Raw genomic sequence first — 24,267 nt, forward strand, 5'->3', positions numbered from 1 at the left:
TTCACGTGTGGCGCAAGCCTACCAGGTGCTCAAGATTTCTTCGCAGGCGGCATCCATTTCCGGTTTGAGATCCACGTATTTGGGATCTGCCAACTCATCGGGCAAGTGTAGATCGGGAGTATCGAGTTTGTTCATTTCGCCAAAACCGTCCGCAAACAGGTTAGCGACATAGACCGCGTCCGAAAGCGTGCGCAGGTTTTCCACCCGGTTGCGCGGGAAATCGTGATCTGCCACGGCCTCCACCACCTCGGCTGGCAGGCCCAACGCGTCCAGCAAAATCACACCAATGCTTTCATGCCATTGCGCCACAAGGTACTTCACCGAGTCCGGGCGTTCGACCAGTTCTGGATAACGTGCGGCGTGATGCAGGATATAAAACGCACCCAGATCGTGTACCAGACCGGCCAGAAATGCGGTGTCGGCATTCAACCGCACATTCAACCGCTGCACCAGCAGCTTGGCAATGACCGCCGTTTTCAGACTGTGAGCCAGGATTTCGCGAGAAAACGCTTCAAAAGGCGAAACCTCTTTGGATTGCGACATTTGCTCCATGGCACAGGCCAGCGCCAAAGCCCGCGTCGCTTCCATGCCGACCCGCAACAGCGCCGTGTGCAAATCGACGGTGGTAGCATTGGTCGGGTTATACGTCACCGAATTAGCCAGTTTCAGCAACTTGGTGGTTACCAACGGGTCTTTTTGTACTTCAACGGCAATTTTCTGGATTGATGCAGAATTACTGCGCATCACCAAACTGATTTTGGCGGTAATTTCAAAGCAAACCGGAAAAACAATATTCCCGCCCATGTCATTGGCAATGCGTTCCAGAATATGAAAACGCTGCTCATTGAGCTTTTGGCCAGCCAAATCCGGAGATTGATGTTCAGACATGATGGTAAAAATAGGCCTCCAACAAGATGGCTGTATTCTAGTTCAACGGGCGCGAGGGTGCAGCCGCAATTGGCCAGCCCCGCTGGTTCTGTCCGCAACAAAACCACAATGCACGGCGTTTGGCATGAATACAGCGGCAAAAGCCTCGGCAACATCCGCTTTGAATCTGCTTTGTTGTGCCGTATTGCCCAAACAATGTGCAGGCGTATTTAAGCGAATACTAATAAAAAAATTTCTGCGTTTGGGCTGTAACTTCAGCGTTAGGGCATTAATACAATATCGCGCGATCCATCGGCCACTTCATGAAACATGTCATTCAGAAACAAGGTGATTTCACTTTCGGGCAAATCGGCCGGAATCACGATTTTGTGATCTGCCAGCAATGTGCCAACGCCTGGGCGATAAATAGCCCATTGGTTTTGCTCGCGCCGTATTTCCAGCTGGAATCTGCCGTAGATATCGAATCTCACTGAAAAACACCAAGGCAAATAGCGAATTGACCGGCCCGCCATGAACCGCGCTGTTAGCTGGTCAATCGCTGTAGCAAATGCGCCAGTACCTCACCGTTTACGCCATGGCCAAGGCCTGAAATCAGGTCCAGCGTAACCTCGGCGCCCAGGTCATTCAATTGTCGGGCAGCTTGCTCGGCTTGCTGATACGGCATGATGGCATCGGCTGTACCGTGGATCAAATGCAGTTTGACGCCTGACGCCGCAGACCGTGGCGGCTGGGCAAAACGGCCGGACAAAGCAATGACGCGATCAGCGATGGGTGTCGCCAGCTGAGTTGATTCCAGCGCCATGATGGCACCTTGCGAGAATCCGACCAGCACCGTGGCGGCCGCGTTAACCCCAGCTTGCGTTTGCCAATGCTTAACGTGGTCGACAAAAACCGGTAGCGCCTCCGCCACCCGCGCGGGGCGGTTTTCTTCGGTGACGCCGCGCACTGAAAACCACTGATAACCACTCCCCAGATCAGATGCGTGGGATGCTTGCACGCTGACAACAAACGCCTGCGCAAACCGGGCTGCCAACTGTTCACCCAACGGCACCATATGTTCCGGACTGGCGCCAACGCCGTGAAACAACAAAATCAGTTGCGTGGCCGAGCCTTGCGGTTGCTGGATGATGATTGAACTGTTCATTCGCTTTTCACTGGATATTCATCGTTGCCGGTATGGACAGCCCACCCCGGCGACCAAAAAGCGGGGCGGTGCAATTTTCGCACCGTACCCCGCTCATACTCAGACTGATTACTGCGGATTACTTCAGACGCGCTGCAAACTCGGCGACGCGCTTGCCCAAGAGGCGCGCGGTTTCCAGATCACCAGCGCGCGGTGCTTCGTCCGGCGAAGCATCCGCTGGCGAAATAGCCAGCGCACCGCCAGAGCCGGCAGTCCAGTTCACATCGTTCGGGCCATGGGCCTTGGTGTTGGCTGGCATCAAACCGGTGCCGACCCAGACTTGCCCGTGCTGCTGCGACAACGTCCAGAAATAGGTAATGGTAGAAAACTTGTCGCCGTTCACCGAGGCGGAGTTGGTAAAGCCAGCGGCAACCTTGTTTTTCCAGGCTTGGGTAAACCATGGTTTGGATGAAGCATCGGCAAATTTCTTGAACTGCCATGCCGGGCCGCCCATATAGGTCGGGCTGCCATAAATGATGGCATCCGCCGCGCTGATGGCTTCAAATGCCCCCTCAGGCAAATCACCATTGGCATCAATCTGATACAGCGTGGCTTGCGCGCCGTCAGCCGAATCCGCACCTTCGTGTACTGCTTGCGCCTGCTTGGCGGTGTGGCCGTAGCCGCTGAAAAACACAATGGCAATCTTCGTCATGGGTAACCTTCCTGGTCATAAGAAAAGGGGAATAAACGCGGTTTGAAGCGGGCATTGCACAGACAAGACAGCACGAACCCGAGCCACAAACACACCACCCGGATCGGGACGCCAGCCGCCACTATAGGATGGAAAAGTGATGGGGAGAAGTACACGACTGGTCTAGTCAACACGTGACAGCGCCGCTGGCGGCAACGCGGCTTTCTTCCCCGGTGGCATCGTCTATGCTCACAAAGCCCGTCGCCGCTTGTGCTGACGCTCGCCACAGGAAAACCAGTCATGCCCGATCAGTTTGATGCAATTGTCATTGGCACCGGCCAGGGCGGTTCGCCGCTGGCAGTGCGGCTGGGCGCCAGCGGGCGCAAAACCGCGGTAATCGAGCGGGCGGCGTTTGGGGGCACCTGCGTTAACGTTGGCTGCACGCCGACCAAAAGCTACGTTGCGAGCGCTCGCGCCGCGCATGTCGCACGCCATGCCGCCGCGCTGGGTGTCGATATCTCCGGCACGATCAGTGTTGATCTGGCGCGGGTCAAAGCACGTAAAGACCAGATCATCGGCCAGTCGCGCGATGGCGTGGAAAAATGGCTGCGCACCGCAGACAACGTGACGATTTTCAACGGTCACGCCCGCTTTACCAGTGCCAATACGCTGAGCATCAGCAACGCGAATGGCCAGATAACCCAAGAGCTGCAAGCCAGCGAGATTTTCATCAATACCGGCACGCGTTCGATGGTGCCGCCGGTAGCTGGCCTGGAACATATCCGCTACCACACCAACGCAACGTTGCTGGAATTAACTGACTTGCCTGAGCATCTGGTCATTGTCGGCAGCAGTTATATTGCGCTGGAGTTTGCGCAGATCTTCCGGCGTTTTGGCAGCCGCGTTACGGTGTTGGTGCGCGGCGAACGCGTGCTGGGGCGAGAAGATGAAGATTTGGCGTTGATCATCCAAAGCGTATTGCAGCGCGAAGGCGTCAATTTTCTGTTCAACGCTGACCTCGCCCGCGTTGACCCGCTGCCTGACGATGGCGTGCGCCTGACTTTGCAGAACGCCAACGAGCCGCTGGATGCCTCACATTTGCTGTTTGCCACTGGCCGCCAACCCAACACGGACGATCTGGGCCTGGCCGCGGCTGGCATCACCACCAACACGCAGGGTTTGATCACCGTGGATGGCCAGTTACGTACATCCGTGCCCGGCATCTGGGCGATTGGTGACGTTAACGGGCGCGGCGCCTTCACCCATACCTCTTATGATGACTTCCAGATCGTGGCCGCCAACTTGCTGGATGGCCGCCGCAGCAGCGTCGACTCACGGATCATGGCTTATGCGGTGTTTGTTGATCCGCCACTGGCGCGCGTCGGTATGTCCGAAGCCGAAGTGCGCAAAAGCGGCCGCGACGCCTTGATCGCTACCATGCCCATGTCACGCGTCGGCCGCGCCCGTGAACGCGGGGAAACCGACGGCATGATGAAAGTGCTGGTCGATGCCCAAACCCGCCAGATCATTGGCGCAGGCATTTTGGGCATCGAAGGCGACGAAGCCATCCATAGCATCATCGACATCATGACCGCTGGCGCACCTTACCCTACGCTGCAATACGCGCTGCATATCCACCCCACCATCAGCGAGCTGGTGCCCACTTTGCTGGATGGGCTAAAGCCACTGGTTTGAGTTCACCGACCCGCCGGGTGGCTGCTGCCTTGACCAGTGGCAGTGGCACTCTCCCTTCCTGATTACCCCTGCCATTCCTTGCAGTGAATCTCACTTGGGCGTGCCCGGTTGCACCCCACTGCAACCTTGCCTTCATAAAAAATACATACATGTATGTTCTGATACAGCAGCGACCAGCGCCGTCTCGAGCGTTGGCGTGAACCCAAAAAACTGGATCAGGGAACATCAATAATGAAATCAAGATCGAACCGGTGGCTTGCCGCATTACTCGGCTCGTTTATCGTCATGGGCGCGATGGTGGGCTGTAATAGCGGTAGCAGCGATAGCAGCAGCACGCCGACAGCGACCCCAACGCCTACTGCAGCCCCGACGCCGACTCCTGCGCCGACCATCAGCAGCAGTATCAAGCACGTCTTTGTGATTACGCTGGAAAACGAAAACTACACCACCACCTTCGGTGCGAGCAGCCCGGCGACCTATCTATCGCAGACTCTGCCGACCCAGGGCGCGTTGTTGACCCAGTACTTCGGCACCGGCCACGTCAGTCTGGATAACTACATCGCCATGATCTCGGGTCAGGCAGGCAATCCGGATACCAATACCGACTGCCAGACCTACAGCGATTTCGCGCAAACCGGCACCGATGCTGACGGCCAGGCCATCGGTCATGGCTGCGTTTACCCCGCCACAGTCAAAACCCTGCCTGACCAGTTGAAAGCAGCCAATCTGACCTGGCACGGTTACATGGAAGACATGGGTAACGATCCATCCCGTGAATCCGCAACCTGTGGCCATCCGGTGATTGGCACACAAGACATGACGCAAAGCCCGGAAGCGTCCAGCGTGGCTGTGGCCAATGGCGATCAGTACGCGACACGTCATAATCCGTTTGCGTATTTCCACTCGATCATTGATTCGTCTGATTGCGCGGCCAATGTGGTGGAACTGGCTCATCTGCAGACCGATCTGCAGTCGATCTCGACCACTTCCAACTTCAACTTCATTACGCCTAACCTGTGCCATGACGGCCACGATGGCGGCGGCGGCAGCTCCGGCACCTGCGTCACCGGTGAGACTGGCGGTCTGGTTTCCGCCGATGCCTTCCTGAAGAAATGGGTGCCGATCATCATGGCGTCGCCTGCCTTCAAGCAAGACGGTTTGCTGATCATCAACTTTGACGAAAGCTCGGCAGCGACCAGCACCACAGTCATGACCAGCGCCACTACGGGCACGTTGACCGCGATCTACACCGGCGCAACCTGCTGCGGCCAGAAACCAGGCCCGAACCTGGCGTCTTACCCGCAAACGCAAGCGCTGGGCTCGTACTTGACTCACGGCATTACCTTCCAGGTCAACATTACCTACAACAGCTTTGGTGGTGACAACACCGGTGCGGTTCTGCTGTCGCCGTTCATCAAGGGCGGCACGGTGACCAGCACCGGCTACAACCACTATTCGATGCTGCGCACGATTGAAGACATCTTCCAGCTGGGTCATCTGGGATATGCCGGGCAAACTGGGCTGGCCAGTTTTGGCAGCGACATCTTCACCAATCTGCATTGATTGATGGCTGATTGATCTCTTATTGACCTTTACACCGAACCGCGCCGGCAAGATGAGCGCGGTTCGGTGCTTTCACCCCAAAGCACAATGAATCCCCTCATCCAACGTAAAGCCTGGCTGTTGCTACTGGTGGCTGGCGTGGCCAGCGCCACTGCCCTGGTCACCACCAGCCACACCCAGCCCACTGCCAGCCAGCCGCAAAGCGCGGTGAGTACAACCCCTAAACAATGGCCAGGTGCAGCCGACCTGGGCAAACAACTGTTTTTTGATCGCAGCTTGTCGGCATCTGGCCAGCAAGCATGCGCCTCTTGCCACTCTGCCAGTCAGGCCTACGGCCCGCCCAATGCGCTCTCGGTACAACCTGGCGGCCCGGATATGCAACACCAGGGCATGCGGGCAGTGCCGACACTGCGTTACGTGTTGAATCGCACACCGGCATGGCATGTGGAATCGCCATCCAGCCTGATGGAAAGACTGGAATCGCAGGAACTACCGCCAACGGGCGGCTTCACCTGGGATGGCCGCTTTGACGCCTTGCATGACCAGGCTGCTTTTCCGTTGTTAAACCCGGATGAAATGGCCAATACCTCGCCAGCTGATTTCGCCGCGCGTTTGCGCCGTAGCCCCAATGCCGCCGCATTCAAAAAAGTGTTTGGCGAGCAGGCATTGAAAGGCGATCAGGACGCCCTGCACTTTGCCGGTGTCGCCTTGGCGCAATTCCAGCTGAACGACGCGAGTTTTCATCCCTACAGCAGCAAGTTCGATGCCTGGATGGATGGCAAAGCCACGCTCACCCACCAGGAACTGCACGGCAAGCAATTGTTTGATGACCCCAAAAGCGGCAACTGCGCTTCTTGCCACTTTGATACCAAAGGGGCAGATGGCACTCACCCGCTGTTTACCGATTATCAATTTGAAGTATTGGGCGTACCGCGCAATAACAAGCTGGCAGTGAACCGTGATCCAAAGTTTTTTGACATGGGCCTGTGCGGACCGCTGCGTCAGGATCAAAGCAAGCAAAAAACCTGGTGCGGCATGTTCCGCACGCCTACTTTGCGCAACGTTGCTACGCGCCAGGTGTTCTTTCACAACGGCCAGTATCACGACCTGAAAACCGCGCTGCAGTTTTACGTACAGCGCGACACCCAGCCGCAACGCTGGTATCCGGTACACAAGGGCAAGATCGACAAGTTCAACGATCTGCCTACCGCATTACGCGACAACGTCGATACCAACGACGAACCACTGACGCGCAAGCGTGGCGGCAATCCAGCGTGGAACGACCAGCAGATTGACGATGTCATCGCCTTTCTCAAAACGCTGAACGATGCGGATGCCCAGATGGCGCAAAAATAAGCGCTCATTTGAACTGGAGCCGCAAAACAAAACAGCCCCGACACATAGTCCGGGGCTGTTTTTATTGGTGGCCGACACAAGTCAGCACCAGTTCAATCCTCAATTATTTGGCGGGTTGCTTTGGCGCAGCAGTTTTGTCTGTCTTGGCCAGGGCTTCCGGTTTTTCAGCTGCAGGGCGCCCGGTTTTGATGTTCTCAATTTTGCCCAGCAAAGTTTTAAGGCGAGCCACCGGCAAGGCTTCCAGCGCATGCAGGCCAGCGCGCAGCAGTTCACTCTTCTTGACGTGAATACCCAGTTCCAGGCTTTTCTTTTTCAGTTCAGCCAGCTTGGCGTAGTCCGATTCCGGAATGGTGTAGCTATCGCGGATGACCTTGGGTTTTTTCTTTTTCTTGCTGGTTTCCACCACCACCTCAACTGGCGCAGCTGCAACCTTTTTGGCTACCGGAGCAGCAGCGACCTTCTTCGCGACTGGCGTGGCAGCAGCTTTTTTGGCGGCTGGTGCGGCAGAAGCAGAAGTTTCGGATTTGGCAGAGAGCGGACGGCGGCGGGGAGTAGCGGCGGGTTTGGCGGGTGCGGTTGCGACTTCGGTCACTGGAACATTTACTGCGGCTTTCTTCATGGCGCCCTCAACTTTTTGATAAAAATAATATATACAGTATATATAGTTTTATCAGAAACACGACACCATCCTTACGGCACTTGGCAATAATGCCTTCGGCCCTGCGCGCGCCGATTCTCAGGACGCAGGACTGGATTTACTTCCTGGGTTCGTCTTGCGGCATCAGCCAGGCAAATCCGGCCGGGTTACGCTGCTCAAAGGTCTGGCGGCGTTTTTTCTTGGGCAATTCCGGCGCGGCGGCAGGCCGGCGGGAGTTGGCTGGCACGATGGTCCTGGATAGATCATTCATGGTCATGTCCTCGCTTTGTTCATGCTCAAACGAAAAGAATCGAGGTGATTATGCTGCAGCACCACAAAGATTAAAAACAGCAAAAACTGATGTGCCCGCATTCTCTGGCCGCGCTGGCAGCGCCCCGACCAGTGGTCGATTTGTCGTCTTTTTTCCGTGATTCCCACCCATTTCCGACGACGGGCAATCGTTGGAACAAAGCGCGAAATGGCAAAAAAAACCGCCCTTGCGGGCGGCTTCTGAGTGACATCGTGCTTCATCTATAAGTATGTGGTGCGCTTGTTACGCGGTGACTACGCTTTCAACTTGCATGACTTGATAGACGCCGGTGGTGATCAAAACAACTCCAGCTCGCCCGATTCCGCTTCTTCTAGCTGGGTTTCTTCTACCGAGAAATCCACCTCGGTATCAGCCGCACAGCACAAACAGATCGTGACATTGAAGCGCACGGTTTCATTGACCGTTACCGCAAGGGCCTGTGTGGCCGAAGGGTTGATCTCGGCCAGATACTGCGCGCAACTACGTTCAAGAATAAATGGCGTGGACATGCCCGCATGGCGAAAACTGCTGCACACGCTGCGATTCACCGTGCCGCAAATCATGTTCACCAACTCCGAACACGCATCGTGCAACGCCTGGCCGCTCAAGGTGCTCTCGTTACTACGCACCAGGCGCGCCAGATGCGCCGTGCTGGCCTGGTCAGTGCCGAAATCAAACAGCGCGACAATACGAAACAGGTAAGACGAAATATTGAGCACCACCAGCAGCCCTTTGCCATCTTTCGATAACGCTGGCGCCTGGGCCACATAGTCAACCACGCACGCTTCAGCAGCATCGGCCCGGGCGTGGTTCTGGATGGCGGTTTCAAATAACCCGTTGATGGCGGTGACAGCTTTTGCGGTAAACATAAATTAGCCGGTCACTTCCATGGTGGCGTGAATCTTGTCCGCCGTGGCCCGCAGGCCGAACACCGCGTTGCGGATCATGTTGCCGCTGGCTTGCATGTCCTGGAATGTGGTGGTGGTGATCAAATCGTTTTTATCCAGATTCTGCTGGTACTGACGAGCCACGTCCGAGGAGGTCAGCGCCAGATTGCGTACGCCATCAGCCACCACCGCAAAACCGCGCCCATGCTCGCCTGCACGAGCCGCCTCGATAGCGGCATTGAGCGCCAGCATCACTACGTTTTTGACGATGCGGGCAAACTCTTCGTTTTGCGCTTTCAGATGGCGGTTGTTGGCCAGAATGCCTTGCAGTTCGTCATGCCAGCGTTCCACCACCTTGACGATCCCCAGCAACGAATCGATATCCTGCTTGAGCGTGGCGTGTTCATCCGCCAGCGCCATGTGCAGGCGCTCGTATTGCGTGGCATGGTCGCGTTGCGTTTGCACCAGCCATTGGTCGCGCTCGGCGAGTGCTTGCTGTGCGGCAACGTCCAGCGCCACGGCGTGGGCCGCACCTTGCTCGGCCAATTGCTGGGTCAGACGGTTGATCTCGTCACGCAGCGGGCGCAACTGCTCATCCAGCACGGCAGCAGTTGGCCGCTGTTCCAGTTCGGCCAGACGCCGCGCCTGGGCGCGTTGCAGCAGATCGAAATCGCGCTGGTGTGTGTGCGCACGCAACCAGAATATGGCGGCGCCACAGATAAAGCCCACCGCCGTAAACGCCACGCCATAAAGCCATACATTCATTGAAAACTTGTTCCTTGATACCGCAGCGCAGATCGGTGCCCCGCGGGTTTAACGGCCAGCAAACGATCAGCTCGCCAGCTTTTTAAATGTCGCCACCACCGAAGCGCCATTGAATGGCTTCACAATCCAGCCCTTGATACCAGCCGCTTTACCGCGCTCTTTCATCACCGGGCTGTTTTCGGTGGTCAGCATGATGATGTTGACCGCGCTGTTTTTCAGATCGCCACGAATCTTCTCGGCCATGGTCAGGCCATCCATATTGGGCATGTTGACGTCGCTGACAATCAACTTGATGCCGCTGTCGGCCTTGAGCTTGTCCAGACCATCTTTGCCGTCTACCGCAACGGCCACGGTCAGCCCGCTGGATTTGAGAAATTCGCTGACTTCGTTGCGAACGGTGCTTGAATCGTCGACGACCAGTACTTGTGCCATTGGATTATTTCCAGGTAAGAGAGGCGCCCACCTGCGGCGCCTCGATTAAATTGAAGATTGGGTAAACGGTTAAACCAGCGCGGCTTGCGCCGGTACTGCAGCGGCGTGAATCAACACCGGCGCCACCGGAGCGTCGATATGCACGGCAAACGACTCCGGCAACGCAACCACGGTGGCAAACTGCCGAAAATCGGCGCCCTCGGCTTGATCGACAAACTGGATGCGGATATCGCCGCGCTCGCGTTTGATAAAGTCCTGCACCGCATCCATGCCCACGCCACGCCCGGAAATTTCGGTCACTTTGTCGGCAGTGGAGAACCCCGGATGGAAGATCAGTTGTGCGGTTTGTTCGTCATTGAGCGTGACATCTGTGGCAATCAAACCTTTCTGCATGGCAGTGGCCCGAATCCGCGCCAGCGCCAGACCGCGACCATCGTCCTGCAAGGCGATCTGCAGCTGGCCGTCGGTCACAGCCAGTTTGAGCGCCAGCGTCCCCGCCGCCGCTTTGCCCTGCGCCAAGCGGGTTGATTGATCTTCCAGACCATGATCGAGCGCATTGCGCATCAGATGCATAAACACGTTTTTCAACAGATAAGCCGCATGCGCCGGGATGGCATAGCCTTCATCTTCAATCTTGATTTGCGGGACAGCTTTGCCCAACTCGGTGGCCAGCGCCGGTAGCGAGTCCAGCACACCAGCCAGCGTTTGCGCCAGCGGTTCAGTACCGAGCAAACGCAAGGTCTTGCGCACGGCATCGCGGGCGGCGACCAGTTCATGCAGATTGTTGGTATTGATGTTTTCCAGGCGACGCAACGTTTCCTGAATCTGGTGTTTATCGACCATCACATAACGCTCGGCCTGATCGTTGCGACCGGAACCCTTGCGACCCAGACTCACTTCATTGATGCGCGCATATTGCGTCACCGTGGCGCGCACCTGTGCCAGTTCATCCAGCAGTTGCTGCTGATCCCACACGATGGCAGCGTGTGGTTTGCGTAGTTGTTCGTAGCTTTGTTCAGCCAGATGCACCACGTTGGTCAGATGATGCAGGCCGTAGGTGCGCGCATTGCCCTTGATGGTGTGCATGTTGCGGAACAACTGCGCCACCACGTGTTCGGTCATCGCCTGCGATTCGCGAATCAATATCTCGTTTTCATCGGCAAAGCGGATGGTGCCGATGATGAACTCATGGAATTTGTCTTGGCTCACTGCCAGCACTTCGCCAATCATTTCCAGTTCACGCCGCTGGTCGTTGGCTTCTGCCGCCAGTTGGCGCAGTTCGGTCACGTCACGCACGCACAGCATCAGACGCACGGTGGTGTCGTTTTCGTCGGTGATCGGCGACCAGTTCAGATCCAGAATCTTGACCTTGCCGTTAGGCATGGTCTTTTCGATTTCGCCCACCATCAAGTGCTGGTTGAACTCAAAATTCATCACATCTTCGTCAATACACGCGCCCCAGATGGCGTTCACTTGCGACAGCGCATCGGCACCCAGATTGGTATGGGTAAACAACACGTCCATGACGTCGCACCCGGCGATGTCGGCGGTTTCGAGGATGGTGCTGAGGTAAGCGGAGTATTCCGGATGAATCTTCTGATTTGCGGTGACGGTCAGAATCCCCTGCGGCATGTTCTGCAGCATGGACTGGATGTCGTTGGTTTTCTGGCGCAGCAAGACCGAGCTGTGCTGAATTTGCTCGATCATGACGTTAAATGCGGTCATGGACTGGCCAATTTCATCCTTGCGCTCAACCGGCAGGCGTTGGGTGAAATCCTGGCTGGCAGCGATGCCGCTCATCATGGATTGCATCTGGCCAATCGGCCGGGCGATCTGCCGATACAGCAAGATGCCAATTGCGGTCAGCACAATCACGGCCAGCGCAGTCACCACAGAAATGGTCGATACCGTGCGCGCCAGGTTCTGGTTCAGGCCAGAAATGGCGGCATCTTTGGTGCGGTTTTTTTCTACCCGCAAAGTCTCGACAATTTGTTCCAGCTCGCCCTGATACTGCGCGACGCTGGCAAACAACGATGCTGCGGCCACGTCTTGCTGCCCGGCCGCCTTGAATTTGGCGGTGTCATCAATCGCGCCAAAGTAGCTAGCCATGCTTTGCGTGGCCTGCTGCACCAGCGCTTTCTGGGTGTCGCTATTAGCTTGCTGGCGTTGCAACTCCAGGCTCTTTTGCAACAACGCTTGCTGCTGCTTGAGCTTGTCGGCAGCCTGAGCGGCAACGTTGTCATCAGGCGCAAACACCAGGCTCATGGTGGCTTGCTGTACGTCTTTGAGGCGCGCGACCAGATCCGCCGAGGCCAGCGTGCTGGGCACCACACCTTCAGTCACGATTTTGACTTCAGAAGCATTGGCACGAGACTGAATGATCGCGTAGCCGCCAATCGCCATGATTGCGGCAAAGGTCAGCGCCACAAGCAGGATGATGCGTTGCCGGATAGTCATCTTACTAATCCCTTCTGAGTTTACTTACGAATTCGGCTTTTGTTGCAACTTGCCATCCAGGGCACTGCCGGGCTTGACCCACCAGCCCACTGAATCGTGATCATCAATAAAATTCATACAATTCAATTATATAAATTCTAAAAATCGCCTGTAACACACACGTAACAACATCACGAGGTGTTCATCAGCGCACTATATTAGAGTGTTCTCATTAACCATTTATGGACGAATGCTGACACAAAATTACATTTTCACTGACAAACGGCGATGTTGTTGAGCTCCAGTTCAAGCTGATGACGCGTTGCACGCCGAATGGGGAACAAAAAAAACCGCCCTCGTGGGCGGCTTTTTTTGGGGCTGAACAGTGTGGGTCCGGCCAGATTGGGCAGGTGCCGCTGTTTTATCGCGATATCTGCGCGACCAGCTTATTTCGTGGCATTGCGACTGGCGGCTTTGGCGTTGCTGGCGGCCAACTGCTTGATCAAACCATCTACGCCATCTTTCTGGATAACCGTGCCGAACTGGTTGCGGTGACTATTGATAAAGCTGATGCCCTCGACCGAAATGTCATAGACCTTCCAGCCCGCAGCGGTGTTTTCAAAGTTCAGATCCAGCGCAATGGCTTGCTGGCCAGGCTGGTTCACCACGCTATGCACGGTTTGCTCATCGTCAGAATCACCGGGGCGAGCGCCTTTGACATCAACCTGCGCCCCTTTGTGATTGCTGAGCACGGCCACCCAGGTCCGCACGAGCATGGCGCGAAACTCGGTGGTGAGCGCCTGTTGTTGATCGGGCGTAGCGCTGCGCCAGTAACGTCCCACCGCCAGCGCGGTCATGCGATTGAAATCGGCCAGTGGCACCAACCGGGCATCCGCCAGCGTGTGCTGACGCGCCGGGTCTTGTCCGTTGTCGTTGATGATTTCCAGCACATCCTTGCTCACCCCGCGCACGATGGCTTCAGGAGAAGCCGGATCGGACTCCAGCGCCATGGCAGAAACCGGCAACAAGGCGAGCAGCAAGGCCGCAACAATCCATTGCGTAAAACGAGTCATGTAGGGGTCTCTCTAGTGGGAGGTGGGCCGAGGGTGGGTAGCAAATCTGCTTGGCACGGCAACTTGAAACGTAACAATGCCGCAGTTGCATGACCCTAACATGACCATGTCGACAACGCCTGTGAGGTGTTTTGCCAGAAAATGCGGTGAATTGCCCGGCAGTTGCTTCTCGCAGCCGCCGATCTGCCCGTTTCCACCGTAAAACCAGACTCCTCCCATCTGACTTTCTCTATTTCAATCAACACCTTGATTCGTCAAACAATGCCGTTATCATACGAGCACGACCCGGCAGGCAAGCGGGCGTAATAAACGAATAAGCCAATACTGGATGGATGGAGACTTATATGAAACGACCTTTGTTCGCACGCGGACGGGGCCGGCTTGCGCTCGCCGCGCTGCCAGCCACCTTTGCCGCTACCATGGCCTTTGCCGCTTACCCGGTCTGGCAAGATGGTGGCACTTACAGCGCCGGTACCGTTGTCTATTACAACGGCCATGATTATTCGGCGCTGGTAACCCAGACCGATTACGTTGGCGCGGGCTGGAACCCGGCCTCTACGCCCAGTTTGTGGAAGGATTTGGGCGTAGATACTGGCGGCGCCTCACCGACACCAACGCCTACCCCGACACCCACCCCGGTGCCTACGCCAACACCAACGCCTGCTCCGACCGCAACACCGACACCAACGACGGCCCCAACGCCAGCCCCTACTCCTTCGTCGGGTTGCTACAGCACGTGGAGCGCCGCCACGGCATATAACGGTGGCGCCACGGTGAGCCTGAATGGCGTCAACTACAAAGCCAACTTCTGGACTCAAAACCAGAGCCCGGCCACCAACTCCGGCGCTGCAGGCAGCGGCCAGCCGTGGCTGGTTGTGGGTAACTGCAGCGGTGGCACACCAACTCCGACTCCGACACCTACCCCAACGCCGACTCCCACACCAACGCCAACTCCGGTGCCAACGCCGACGCCTACCCCCACTCCGACACCCGCCCCGACCCCGTCGGGTAGCTTGCCCAGGCACGTGCTGGTGGGTTATCTGCATTCCAGCTTTGCCAATGGCTCCGGTTATATCCCGATGGCCAATGTCTCCAGCAATTGGGACGTGATCGCCCTGGCCTTCGGTGATTCGGATACCAGCGGCAATATCACCTTCACCCGCTGCCAACCGAGCGAATGCCCGAACGTGGAAAGCGATGCCGACTTCAAAGCCGCCATCAAGGCCAAGCAGGCGGCAGGCAAGAAGGTGATTATCTCTGTGGGCGGCGCCAACGGGCTGGTGCAACTTACCAGCGCCACGGCGGTGAACAATTTTGTGAGTTCGGTCGAACACATCATTGATACGTGGGGTCTGGACGGCGTCGATATCGACTTTGAAAACCAGTCACTGTCACTGAATCAGGGTGATACGGACTTCACGGCCCCTACCACTCCGATTGTGGTCAATCTGATCAGCGCGCTGCAGCAGATTACTAGCCACTATGGCAGCAATTTTGTCCTGACCATGGCGCCGGAAACCTTCTTCGTGCAGTTGGGCCGCAGCTTTTATGGACCTGGTCCGAACAACTCGGCCGACGCGCGTTCTGGTGCTTTCCTGCCGGTGATCTACGCCATGCGCAATCAGCTTACATTGCTGATGGTGCAGGACTATAACTCCGGGCCGATCACCGGACTGGATGGCCAGTACCACACCATGGGTGGCGCGGACTTCCTCACCGCGATGACCGATATGGAGATCGCGGGCTTTGCCGTGGCCAACAATAGCGGCAAAGTGTGGCCAGGCTTGCGACCAGACCAGATTGCGGTCGGTATCCCTGCCAACGCCAATGCGGGTAATGGCTTTGTGGACACCACCGGCGTTGAATCTGCGCTGGATTGCCTGATGAAGGGAACAGGTTGCGGCACCTACACGCCGCACCAGGTCAGCCCGACGTTGCGCGGCTTGATGACGTGGTCGATCAACTGGGATGCTTATAGCAACTTCTCGTTCTCGCAACCGTATCGGACCTATCTGAACCAATACGGGCAATAAACGAGAGTAAACGCTGCATCACACCAGCCGCGTCGCCGTGATCGGGACGCGGCTGGTCAGGTCAAACGCAATGGCCAAATTACCCGATGCACTACACCACCACGCCAGGCACCGCCGCCCGCATGATCTCGACAAAACAGCGCAATCGGGCCGGGTAGAAACGGGCATACGGATAAACCAGGCTCACCGGCAGCGGCGTCGCTTGCCACTGTGGTGTGAGTTGAATCAGGTTACCGGCCGCCAGATCATCCGCCAGTACCCAAGCCGACCCCACGCCGACCCCCAGACCCAGCAGCATGGCGCTGCGCAAGGCATAGAGGCTGTCGGTACTCATGCGCGGGGCAAGCGCAATATGCTGTTCTTCGCCCGTTTCCATATGCTGCAAGGTGATCTCGTTGCGGTAATACGTGCGCAACGCCACCCACGGGAACCGGGCCAGATCAGCCGCATGCTGGGGTACTGCCGCGCCTGCCAGAACCGAAGGCGCCGCCACCACAATGCGCGGTACTTCAGCCAGTTTGATGGCAACCAGCGCGGAGTCGGTCACTTCGCCCAACTGGATAACACAATCGATACCGGCACTCACCAGATCCTGGATGGCGCTGTCATCATGCAACAGCCATTCGACGGACATGCGTGGATAACGCTCCAGGTACCGGGCCAGCGGTTTGACCATGCGCTCCTGGCCAAATGCATGCGGCGCAACCACCCGCAATACGCCTTCCGGTTCATCACCAATACCGCGCATGTCCGACTCAAATGCGGCCCAGCTTGCCAGCAGCTCTTTGGCGCGGTCGTAACAGCGCTGACCATCTACCGTCAGGCGCATTGTGTGGGTGGTGCGTTGTAGCAACCGCACTCCCAGCGAGCGTTCCAATGCCTGCAAGCGGCGGCTGATTGTGGGCTGGGTGGTGCCCATCTGCACAGCGGCAATGGAAAGATTGCCCGCCTCGACGATGCGTACAAACGTCTGCATCAATTCAATCCGGTCTCCCGCTTCAGAAAGCAGCGGTGGCATGGGGGCACGGGCTGGAAGGGCAATGACTGATTTCTTCATACGTTCAATGTATAACAACTGTGCAATTCACGGTACTACCGCAGCTACCCGTTCGCAATCACACTCTGCATCACTTGATTACAGCGGAGATCGCATCATGTCTGACATCCATAAATCGTATAACCAGACGTCATTAACGGCTACCCACGCAGCCACAACTGCGGGAACTGCGGGAACTGCCGCGCATCATGGCCCCTCAAGGCCGCTAACACTGCTACTGGCTGGCGGGGCTGGCCTGGCCGTTGCTTCTTTGTATTACAGCCAGCCCATGCTGGGTGTGCTCGCGGCAGACATTGGCGCCAGCGATCGGGCCATTGGCTTTGTGCCCACGCTGACGCAATTAGGCTATGCCTTGGGCATCTTGCTGCTGGCTCCGCTGGGGGATCGTTATGATCGGCGCAGCATCATCCTGATCAAGCTGGTCGTGCTGATGGTGGCGTTGCTCGCTGGAGGGCTGGCGCCGTCTCTGGCCCTGCTGCTGGGCGCGAGCCTGGTCATCGGCTTATCTGCCACCCTGGCACAGGATATTGTGCCCGCAGCAGCAACCCTGGCGCACGAAACCCGGCGCGGCAAGGTGGTGGGTACGGTCATGACCGGCTTGCTGATGGGCATATTGCTGTCCCGCGTGGTGAGCGGCTTTGTGGCAGAACACTTTGGCTGGCGAGCGATGTTTATCGCTGCGGCGATGGGTGTGGCACTCATTGGCATCGCAATCTGGCGTGGCTTACCGCGGTTTGCCCCAACCACCAGTTTGTCCTACGCCGCTTTGCTGGCTTCCTTGCTTGACTTGTTGCGCCGCCATCGCGCACTGCGCCACGCGGCATTGGCACAGGAGCTATTGTCTATGGGCTTTAGCGCCTTCTGGTCGACACTAGCCATCATGCTGCACGCTGCACCGTTTCATCTGGGCAGTGCTGTAGCGGGGGCTTTTGGTTTGGCCGGAGCGGCTGGCGCGCTGGCAGCGCCACTGGCGGGGCATCTGGCCGATCGCAAAGGCCCGGAACTGGTTACCCGCATTGGCACTGGCATTACTACGCTTTCGTTTGCGCTGCTGTGCCTGAGTCCGTTTTTCTCGCCAGTGGGTCAGCTGTGGCTGCTGGGTGTCGGCACGGTTGCCTTTGACATGGGTGTACAGACCACGCTTATAGCCCATCAAAGCATTGTTTACGGGATCGAACCCGGCGCCCGTAGCCGCCTGAACGCGGTGCTGTTTGTGAGCATGTTTATCGGCATGGCAGCGGGCGCAGCGCTCGGTAGTGCGCTGTTGGCCCAATGGGGCTGGATGGCAGTGACAGGCATGGCCACATTGGCCTCGCTGGCTGCCTTCGGCGTGCGCTACTGGGCAGCTAAAACCCGCCACACCCGGAAATAACCGTTGTGACAGCCTGGCCACCAGTTGTACTCGAAAGATCAGGCCAGATGCCGCTCAAGCGGTATCTGGCCTGACAGCGCAATCAATATGCTCAGGGTTTGGCAGTCTCAACCGCCGGGGCAGCTTTGAATTTGAGTTCGCTGACCAAAACCCCGGCCACAATCAACGCACCGCCCACAATGGCCAGCGCGGGCAAGCGGTCACCGGCAATGCGCCCGACCACGCCGCCCCAGACTGGCTCACCGGCGTAGATCACTGTGGCCCGGGTAGGCGAAACGGTTTTCTGCGCCCAGTTCATGGTCAGTTGAATCACCATGCTCATCAAACCCATGCCGATCGCAGGTAGCGCCCAATACCAGGAGAAATCCGGGATTTGCTCACCCGCCACCGGCATGATCAACAGGGATAACAGACCGGCCACCAGCAACTGCACCACAGTCACCCGGCGACTATCCACGCGCCCGGCAAAGCGCCCGATCAGCAGAATCTCGCCAGCCACGGCCACGGCACACAGCAAGGTGGCGATTTCTCCAGGCCCAAAGCTGAGCGATCCGGCGTCCGGCCCGGACAGGCACATCAAACCGGCAAACGCCAGCAGAATGCCGATCCATGCCATCAGATGCGGAGGTCGACCCAACACCAGCCACTGCACCAGCGGCACCATGGGCACATACATCGCGGTGATAAACGCGGACTGGCTGCCCGGTATGGTCTGCAAGCCATAGGTTTGCAAGCCGTAACCCAGAAAGATCGACACCCCAATCAACGCCCCGGCCACCACCTCTTTACGGATCAGCCCGCGCATATGCCCACGACAAAACAGCAACGCCATCACGCCAGCCGTGCAGAAACGCACGCCGACAAAGAACAGCGGACCCGCATGCTGCATGGCCAGATGCACTACAAAAAACGTACCACCCCAGAATACGGTGACCAGAATGAGCGCCAGTTCCTGACGCGAGGGGAGCAAAGAGAGGGACTTCATGAGAAACCGGATTAACAGGCAATCGCCAGACAATAAGCGGGTTTCTTGACCTGTGGCAATGCCCGTTTACCGCAAGGCGAAGCGCATTCCGGATCGCCGCCCGGCAAAAAAGGAAGCGTTCGCGCTCCCCAGTCTGGCTACTTGCCGTTGACTGGCAGAGGGTCAGATCGGCTGGGGCATGATCAGTACAGCCTCAGTGAGCGCTCCAGGCAGCCTCGACCCGATTGCGCCCATTGTGTTTGGCCTTGTACAACGCTTCGTCGGCCTGATTCAATGTGCGTTGGTAATCGGGGTGACCATCGTTCAGCGCAGCGCCCACGCTGATACTCAATTTCAGCGTCTGTTCACCTGGCAAATTGAAGACGAAATCCTGCACCTGCTGGCGCAATTTTTCGGCTACTTTCAGCGCGTTGGCGGCGGTGACATCTACCACTATCATCAAAAACTCTTCACCGCCCAGGCGAAAGGTGTAATCGCCGCCACGACAGGAGCTGACCAGCATGGAGCCCAATTGCTGCAGCACCATATCGCCCGCCTCATGCCCGTAGGTGTCGTTCACCTTCTTGAAGTAATCAATATCAATGGCCAGCACCGCAAAATAACTGGCCTGCTGGACTGCGACCTTAACCACTTTGCTCAGCACCACCGGCAGAAACTTGCGGTTCAACAACCGCGTGAGCACGTCGCGCCCGGACTCCAGCTCGCCACTTTGCTGGAACAAGGCTTCCAGACTGAAACCGATATTGCTGGTTTGCTCACGCAGATCGCGCAATTGCTGCACCCTGACTTCAGGCGCCGCATTTTGCAACGGAGCAAAACCAGGCAACAGCGCCATGTCGATTGCGTCCATCGCCTGCAAAATGATGTCCGTTTCGCGTGCACCTTCAAACGCATGCGCGCCTTTGTGGCGGAACCACAAACCGAATTCCGAAGCGCGTATCTGCGGCAAGCTGGTTCCTTCCGGATTGATAGCCAGCTCAAACATCAACAGGTTTTCCCAATCCAGCATGGCCGCGCGCTGGCGTTCTTGCTCGGCCGCCGCGTTCTGGATCACCGAAAACAGCCGATACGCCTCTTCGGCACGCGAGTTACGGTCATGCGATTTGCCATACGCCTGGCTCATTATCTGCATGGCCATATCAATGGCTTGCGACACCAACCACAGCGCCTCCAGGCGCTGGCCTTCATCAAGCATGGGCGATTGCCGCAGCAAGGCAACAAACGCCACTTTCAACTGGCCGGCACCGCGCAATACCAAGTGCACTGGGACATCAATCCGCGCGTGACCTTCGCCGATGCGGGTCTGCTGCTCAATCAGCGGCTGGACATCATCGCCCGACTTTACGGCGAAGAGGTTGGCGATCCACTGCATCATGGCGCTATGCAGCCGGGTTTTGACCTGATCATGCGAAATCAGCCGCGACGCTTCTTCGTCTTGCAGCATCTGTTCATAAAAATGGGTCGCCAGTTCACGCCGATGCTGCGCGGCCATCTGGCAAACCACTTCGCGTGCCTGGACAGAAACGCTGCCCAGCATGTCATGCCAGGCGATAGCGGGTTGGGTCAACTGCTGGGACATAGCTGGCTCCATTCAATTCTGAAAAGCGTCCGGTTGCGGCAATAATGAGTTGTCTGAAACAATATGCGATCACAGAATGGACTAGTAACCCTGGCAACAACAAACCTCAGCCTGAATCGTCCACCCGCGCTGTATACCGTGTCACGGCCTGTTCCAGGTTGAACAGCATGCGTTCACGTCCGAGTGTTGTGCCGAGTTGGGATTGCATCACAACGGCGAGCACGCCGGGATTCAGCCCAACCAGTAGCAGCGTGATGCCCAACTGGCGAAGATGCTGTTCAGCTTCGATCAACATTTTCAGGGCGGTATATTCCAGATCGAATACGGCGCGTAAATCCAGGACGACCACCTTGGCCTGGCTTTGCAGCACCAGCGGCTGGATTTTCAAGCGGATATGTTCGGCATTGGCAAAGAACAGGCGACCTTCCAGGCGCAGCAATAACAAACCGGCGAAGGTTTCATCCTCTGGATGTTCGTTGGTACGCGGCCGGAAGACGTTTGTGCCGGGTTTGCGGCCCAGAACATGCACTGGCGGGTTGGAGACCTGCCACGCCAGCGCCACGCAAGACACAATGATTGCCGCCACAATGCCCTGCAGCGTGCCGAGCAGCATGACGCCCGCCATCGACACCAATGCCCACACAAACTCTGTGCGGCGCACTTTGAGGATGTTGGCGAATTCCGCCGGTTTTATCAGGCCAATTGAATACACGATCACCACCGCAGCCAGCGTGGCGTGAGGCATCAGGCCGATCAGCGGGGCCAAAACCAGCATGGTGACCAACGCGAGCAGCGCGGTGATCAACCCAGCCAGTTGTGACTGTGCGCCAGCGAGACGATTTACCGCGGTCTGACTGGTGCCGCCACCCGCAGCCATTGCACCGAGCAACGCACCACCCATATTGGCCAGGCCAAGGGCAAACAACTCGCGATCAGGCCGTGGCACGGGTTCGTCGCTGTCGGCAAAGGCCCGGCCTGCCGCGATGCTTTCGGTAAAACTCATCAGCGCAATACCGGTGGCGGCGGGCCAGAGACCAGCAAACAGATGCCAATCCGGGAGCGTCACGGGCGGCAAGCCGGTGGGCACCACCCCGACAATGCTCACGCCGTGCTGATCCAGATGCAGCAGCTTTGTCGCCAGAATTGCCCCGGCCACGGCGATCAACGGCGCCGGCCAGCGCGGTGCCCAGTGCTCCATGCCCAATAAAATAACCAGCATGCAAATTGCGACGGCCACCGTGGGCATAGACGCATGGGGGATGCCCGCCAGCGTCGCCAGTACGTTGTGACCGAACGAGCCTTTGTCGATATGAACGCCAATCAGTTTGGGCAACTGATCCAGCACAATGACCACGCCAATACCGGCCTTGAAGCCAATCAATACCGGTTCGGAAATAAAGTTGGCGACAAAGCCCAAGCGCAATACGCCTGCCAGCAACAAAATCACGCCAACCAGAAACGCCAATGCAGCGGAGGCCAATGCCAGCGTCCCGGCATCCGCGCTGGCAAAAGGCAGCAAGGCGGCACCGGCCAGGATCGCCAGCGTGGTGGTGGTGCTCACACTGAGCGGCCGGGATGAGCCCGCGAAAGCATAAATCAGCATCGGGATAAAACAGGTGTACAAGCCCGCCTGAACCGGGAGCCCGGCGACGGTGGCATAAGCGAGCGCTTTGGGGATGACCACCGCAGCGGCGGTTGCGCCTGCCAGCAAGTCAGGCTGTAACCAGGCGGACTGGTAACGCCGCAGCCACTCCGGTAATAGCGTTGCGATACCGCTGCTGGCTTGTGCATTCATGGGAATGGGTCCGCAATTAACTTGAATAGCTATTGAGATCGGCGTTTTTTTGCTGGGGAAGTTTCGCGGGGGAGTCATTCCGCCATTTGCTACGTCCCTCGCGTGAATACCCTCGGAACACTGTTCCGCCACGCGTGGCGACTTTATTTGGCGTATCCAGCCTGCTGGTAACCGCACCTATTTAGAGGCAATTGTTGTTTTAGCTTAGAAGCTAAGGCGCACGATTACCATCTCGTGACTAGTCCGCGTTACGGGGACGGACATCTGCTGACCACTGAGTCGGCATTGTGAACGTCACAGCACGGTATGCCGCCACACCAATCCGCATCGATAAACCTGCAAAGACTTTCAAGAAGTCAGTTCTTCAGGTTGGGGTCATTTCCAAGACAATCCATAGCCGGATTATCCAGAAACCCAGCCAGCCACCCCATGCCAGCGCCATAACTTGCCCCTTTATGATGCCTTTCATAATACCAAAGCACCAAAACAAGACATGGAGGCGCGGCAGTGGCAGGCATACAACTGGTTGGCGTGAGCAAGCGCTATGGCACGACAGAGATCATTCCCGAATTCAATCTCGAAGTGGAATCCGGCGAGTTCCTGGTTTTTCTCGGACCATCCGGCTGTGGCAAATCCACCTTGTTGCGGATGATCGCCGGGCTGGAACCCGTCAGTGCCGGCCAAATCCGCATTGGCGACAAAGACGTGACCCCGCTCGCGCCTGGCGAGCGCGATCTGGCGATGGTGTTTCAGCATTACGCGTTATATCCGCATATGACGGTGCGCGAGAACATGGCTTTCGGCCTGCGCAACGTGAACGTGCCCGAAGCCGATATCGCCCGGCGCATTACCGAAGCCACCCGCATGCTGGAACTGGAAAGCCTGCTGGACCGCAAGCCGATACAGCTTTCCGGTGGCCAGCGCCAGCGCGTCGCCATCGGTCGCGCCGTGGTGAAAGAACCCGGAGCGTTTCTGTTTGACGAGCCGTTGTCCAATCTGGATGCGGCCCTGCGTAACCGCACCCGGGTAGAGCTGGCGCGGCTGCATCAGCGCCTGAAAACCACGATGGTGTTTGTTACGCACGACCAGGTTGAAGCCATGACGCTGGCCACGCGCATTGTGGTGCTCAATCGCGGCCGCATTGAGCAGATGGGCAGCCCGATTGAAATCTACCGCCGCCCGGCCACGCGCTTTGTGGCGGGCTTCATTGGTTCTCCGGCCATGAACTTCATCGACGCTACGCCAGTTGCCGCTGCGGATAACTGTATCCGGGTGCGCCTGGCGGATGGCACCGAACTGCAAACCGGTGTGCCGGCGGCGCCGATTCAGAGCGGCGCAAAACTGGTGGCGGGTGTGCGCGCCGAGTCGCTCACGCTGGATGACGCATCACCGGTACGCGGCCGCGCCGATGTGATCGAACGCCTCGGCGAGCGCACGCTAGTCCATGTCACGCTCGGCAGTGGCGATATCGTGGTGGCACAAGCGCATCGTGAATCCCCGGTCAGCAGCGGTGACAACGTGGGTCTGCATTTCGAGGCCAGCCACGTCCATCTGTTTGACGAAGCCGGTCGCGGCTGGCACGCAGCATGA

Annotated in this window: 21 protein-coding genes and 1 pseudogene; 6 read left to right on the forward strand and 16 right to left on the reverse strand. The window is 57.5% G+C overall.

Translation table 11 applies throughout. The features are described from left to right. Positions 1-18: 18 nt before the first annotated feature. The 4 genes from P4L78_RS22505 to P4L78_RS22520 all read right to left on the reverse strand — a co-directional run bounded on the left by P4L78_RS22505 (position 19) and on the right by P4L78_RS22520 (position 2,723). Positions 19-888: an HDOD domain-containing protein gene (locus tag P4L78_RS22505; RefSeq protein WP_283148021.1), complete on the reverse strand. Its 870-nt coding sequence runs from the start codon at positions 886-888 to the stop codon at positions 19-21. A gap of 260 nt (positions 889-1,148) precedes the next feature. Further along, positions 1,149-1,358: a hypothetical protein gene (locus P4L78_RS22510; RefSeq protein WP_283148020.1), complete on the reverse strand. Its 210-nt coding sequence runs from the start codon at positions 1,356-1,358 to the stop codon at positions 1,149-1,151. Between the two features lie 53 nt (positions 1,359-1,411). Beyond that, positions 1,412-2,032, reverse strand: coding sequence for an esterase (gene ypfH, locus P4L78_RS22515; RefSeq protein WP_309330907.1), 621 nt, complete (start codon positions 2,030-2,032; stop codon positions 1,412-1,414). 118 nt (positions 2,033-2,150) lie between these two features. Continuing rightward, the gene (locus P4L78_RS22520) at positions 2,151-2,723 is read right to left on the reverse strand and encodes a flavodoxin family protein (RefSeq protein ID WP_283148018.1); all 573 of its coding nucleotides are present in this window, start codon (positions 2,721-2,723) and stop codon (positions 2,151-2,153) included. A 279-nt stretch (positions 2,724-3,002) separates the two neighbouring features. Here P4L78_RS22520 and P4L78_RS22525 point away from each other — a divergent pair, with 279 nt between their 5' ends. The 3 genes from P4L78_RS22525 to P4L78_RS22535 all read left to right on the forward strand — a co-directional run bounded on the left by P4L78_RS22525 (position 3,003) and on the right by P4L78_RS22535 (position 7,316). Beyond that, a complete protein-coding gene (locus P4L78_RS22525) occupies positions 3,003-4,397 on the forward strand; it encodes an FAD-containing oxidoreductase (protein WP_309330909.1) in 1,395 nt (464 codons plus the stop codon). Between the two features lie 231 nt (positions 4,398-4,628). Next, the gene (locus tag P4L78_RS22530; RefSeq protein WP_283148016.1) at positions 4,629-5,960 is read left to right on the forward strand and encodes an alkaline phosphatase family protein; all 1,332 of its coding nucleotides are present in this window, start codon (positions 4,629-4,631) and stop codon (positions 5,958-5,960) included. Positions 5,961-6,047: 87 nt separating this feature from the next. Next, positions 6,048-7,316 carry a cytochrome c peroxidase gene (locus P4L78_RS22535; protein ID WP_309330911.1) on the forward strand — a complete coding sequence of 423 codons (1,269 nt, stop codon included), beginning with the start codon at positions 6,048-6,050 and terminating at the stop codon, positions 7,314-7,316. Positions 7,317-7,419: 103 nt separating this feature from the next. Here the strand turns inward: P4L78_RS22535 and P4L78_RS22540 are convergent, their stop codons facing one another. From P4L78_RS22540 to P4L78_RS22575, 8 genes and pseudogenes are all read right to left on the reverse strand, one after another. Next, the gene (locus tag P4L78_RS22540; RefSeq protein ID WP_309330913.1) at positions 7,420-7,935 is read right to left on the reverse strand and encodes a hypothetical protein; all 516 of its coding nucleotides are present in this window, start codon (positions 7,933-7,935) and stop codon (positions 7,420-7,422) included. A gap of 136 nt (positions 7,936-8,071) precedes the next feature. Continuing rightward, positions 8,072-8,224: a hypothetical protein gene (locus tag P4L78_RS22545; RefSeq protein ID WP_283148013.1), complete on the reverse strand. Its 153-nt coding sequence runs from the start codon at positions 8,222-8,224 to the stop codon at positions 8,072-8,074. 2 nt (positions 8,225-8,226) lie between these two features. Beyond that, positions 8,227-8,484 (reverse strand): hypothetical protein, encoded by a 258-nt coding sequence (locus P4L78_RS22550; protein WP_309330915.1) that lies wholly within the window; start codon positions 8,482-8,484, stop codon positions 8,227-8,229. A 75-nt stretch (positions 8,485-8,559) separates the two neighbouring features. Further along, entirely contained in the window at positions 8,560-9,132 is a 573-nt protein-coding gene (locus tag P4L78_RS22555; RefSeq protein ID WP_309330918.1) for a hypothetical protein, read from the reverse strand. 3 nt (positions 9,133-9,135) lie between these two features. Beyond that, positions 9,136-9,402: pseudogene (locus P4L78_RS22560) on the reverse strand (methyl-accepting chemotaxis protein); the annotation flags it as partial. A 579-nt stretch (positions 9,403-9,981) separates the two neighbouring features. Then, on the reverse strand, positions 9,982-10,347 hold the full coding sequence (locus P4L78_RS22565; RefSeq protein ID WP_283148011.1) for a response regulator: 366 nt from the start codon (positions 10,345-10,347) through the stop codon (positions 9,982-9,984). Between the two features lie 69 nt (positions 10,348-10,416). Next, positions 10,417-12,804, reverse strand: coding sequence for a HAMP domain-containing protein (locus tag P4L78_RS22570; RefSeq protein WP_309330920.1), 2,388 nt, complete (start codon positions 12,802-12,804; stop codon positions 10,417-10,419). Between the two features lie 425 nt (positions 12,805-13,229). Further along, complete coding sequence (locus tag P4L78_RS22575; RefSeq protein WP_309330922.1) at positions 13,230-13,856, reverse strand: ABC transporter substrate-binding protein; 627 nt, start codon at positions 13,854-13,856, stop codon at positions 13,230-13,232. Between the two features lie 344 nt (positions 13,857-14,200). Between P4L78_RS22575 and P4L78_RS22580 the strand changes: the two genes are divergently transcribed. Next, positions 14,201-15,889 carry a carbohydrate-binding protein gene (locus P4L78_RS22580; RefSeq protein WP_309330924.1) on the forward strand — a complete coding sequence of 563 codons (1,689 nt, stop codon included), beginning with the start codon at positions 14,201-14,203 and terminating at the stop codon, positions 15,887-15,889. A 91-nt stretch (positions 15,890-15,980) separates the two neighbouring features. Here the strand turns inward: P4L78_RS22580 and P4L78_RS22585 are convergent, their stop codons facing one another. Beyond that, complete coding sequence (locus P4L78_RS22585) at positions 15,981-16,865, reverse strand: LysR family transcriptional regulator (protein WP_283148007.1); 885 nt, start codon at positions 16,863-16,865, stop codon at positions 15,981-15,983. A gap of 178 nt (positions 16,866-17,043) precedes the next feature. Between P4L78_RS22585 and P4L78_RS22590 the strand changes: the two genes are divergently transcribed. Continuing rightward, positions 17,044-18,318: an MFS transporter gene (locus P4L78_RS22590; protein WP_309330926.1), complete on the forward strand. Its 1,275-nt coding sequence runs from the start codon at positions 17,044-17,046 to the stop codon at positions 18,316-18,318. 91 nt (positions 18,319-18,409) lie between these two features. Here the strand turns inward: P4L78_RS22590 and P4L78_RS22595 are convergent, their stop codons facing one another. The 3 genes from P4L78_RS22595 to P4L78_RS22605 form a co-directional block, all read right to left on the reverse strand. Further along, positions 18,410-19,303 carry a DMT family transporter gene (locus tag P4L78_RS22595; RefSeq protein WP_309330928.1) on the reverse strand — a complete coding sequence of 298 codons (894 nt, stop codon included), beginning with the start codon at positions 19,301-19,303 and terminating at the stop codon, positions 18,410-18,412. Positions 19,304-19,496: 193 nt separating this feature from the next. Continuing rightward, positions 19,497-20,882 (reverse strand): diguanylate cyclase, encoded by a 1,386-nt coding sequence (locus P4L78_RS22600; RefSeq protein ID WP_309330930.1) that lies wholly within the window; start codon positions 20,880-20,882, stop codon positions 19,497-19,499. Between the two features lie 106 nt (positions 20,883-20,988). Next, positions 20,989-22,677 (reverse strand): SulP family inorganic anion transporter, encoded by a 1,689-nt coding sequence (locus tag P4L78_RS22605; RefSeq protein WP_283148003.1) that lies wholly within the window; start codon positions 22,675-22,677, stop codon positions 20,989-20,991. A 507-nt stretch (positions 22,678-23,184) separates the two neighbouring features. Between P4L78_RS22605 and P4L78_RS22610 the strand changes: the two genes are divergently transcribed. Next, positions 23,185-24,267 carry a sn-glycerol-3-phosphate ABC transporter ATP-binding protein UgpC gene (locus P4L78_RS22610; RefSeq protein ID WP_309330933.1) on the forward strand — a complete coding sequence of 361 codons (1,083 nt, stop codon included), beginning with the start codon at positions 23,185-23,187 and terminating at the stop codon, positions 24,265-24,267.

This window comes from Silvimonas sp. (genome assembly GCF_031291215.1).
Classification (GTDB): Bacteria; Pseudomonadota; Gammaproteobacteria; order Burkholderiales; family Chitinibacteraceae; genus Silvimonas; species Silvimonas soli.

Coding starts and splice junctions, on each gene's coding strand:
- P4L78_RS22580 (WP_309330924.1), top strand. CDS start 14,201: ATGAAACGACCTTTGTTCGCACGCGGACGGGGCCGGCTTGCGCTCGCC.
- P4L78_RS22525 (WP_309330909.1), top strand. CDS start 3,003: ATGCCCGATCAGTTTGATGCAATTGTCATTGGCACCGGCCAGGGCGGT.
- P4L78_RS22505 (WP_283148021.1), bottom strand. CDS start 888: ATGTCTGAACATCAATCTCCGGATTTGGCTGGCCAAAAGCTCAATGAG.
- P4L78_RS22595 (WP_309330928.1), bottom strand. CDS start 19,303: ATGAAGTCCCTCTCTTTGCTCCCCTCGCGTCAGGAACTGGCGCTCATT.
- P4L78_RS22575 (WP_309330922.1), bottom strand. CDS start 13,856: ATGACTCGTTTTACGCAATGGATTGTTGCGGCCTTGCTGCTCGCCTTG.
- P4L78_RS22555 (WP_309330918.1), bottom strand. CDS start 9,132: ATGTTTACCGCAAAAGCTGTCACCGCCATCAACGGGTTATTTGAAACC.
- P4L78_RS22535 (WP_309330911.1), top strand. CDS start 6,048: ATGAATCCCCTCATCCAACGTAAAGCCTGGCTGTTGCTACTGGTGGCT.
- P4L78_RS22545 (WP_283148013.1), bottom strand. CDS start 8,224: ATGAATGATCTATCCAGGACCATCGTGCCAGCCAACTCCCGCCGGCCT.
- ypfH (WP_309330907.1), bottom strand. CDS start 2,032: ATGAACAGTTCAATCATCATCCAGCAACCGCAAGGCTCGGCCACGCAA.
- P4L78_RS22520 (WP_283148018.1), bottom strand. CDS start 2,723: ATGACGAAGATTGCCATTGTGTTTTTCAGCGGCTACGGCCACACCGCC.
- P4L78_RS22530 (WP_283148016.1), top strand. CDS start 4,629: ATGAAATCAAGATCGAACCGGTGGCTTGCCGCATTACTCGGCTCGTTT.
- P4L78_RS22590 (WP_309330926.1), top strand. CDS start 17,044: ATGTCTGACATCCATAAATCGTATAACCAGACGTCATTAACGGCTACC.
- P4L78_RS22585 (WP_283148007.1), bottom strand. CDS start 16,865: ATGCAGACGTTTGTACGCATCGTCGAGGCGGGCAATCTTTCCATTGCC.
- P4L78_RS22570 (WP_309330920.1), bottom strand. CDS start 12,804: ATGACTATCCGGCAACGCATCATCCTGCTTGTGGCGCTGACCTTTGCC.
- P4L78_RS22600 (WP_309330930.1), bottom strand. CDS start 20,882: ATGTCCCAGCAGTTGACCCAACCCGCTATCGCCTGGCATGACATGCTG.
- P4L78_RS22565 (WP_283148011.1), bottom strand. CDS start 10,347: ATGGCACAAGTACTGGTCGTCGACGATTCAAGCACCGTTCGCAACGAA.
- P4L78_RS22550 (WP_309330915.1), bottom strand. CDS start 8,484: ATGAAGCACGATGTCACTCAGAAGCCGCCCGCAAGGGCGGTTTTTTTT.
- P4L78_RS22605 (WP_283148003.1), bottom strand. CDS start 22,677: ATGAATGCACAAGCCAGCAGCGGTATCGCAACGCTATTACCGGAGTGG.
- P4L78_RS22540 (WP_309330913.1), bottom strand. CDS start 7,935: ATGAAGAAAGCCGCAGTAAATGTTCCAGTGACCGAAGTCGCAACCGCA.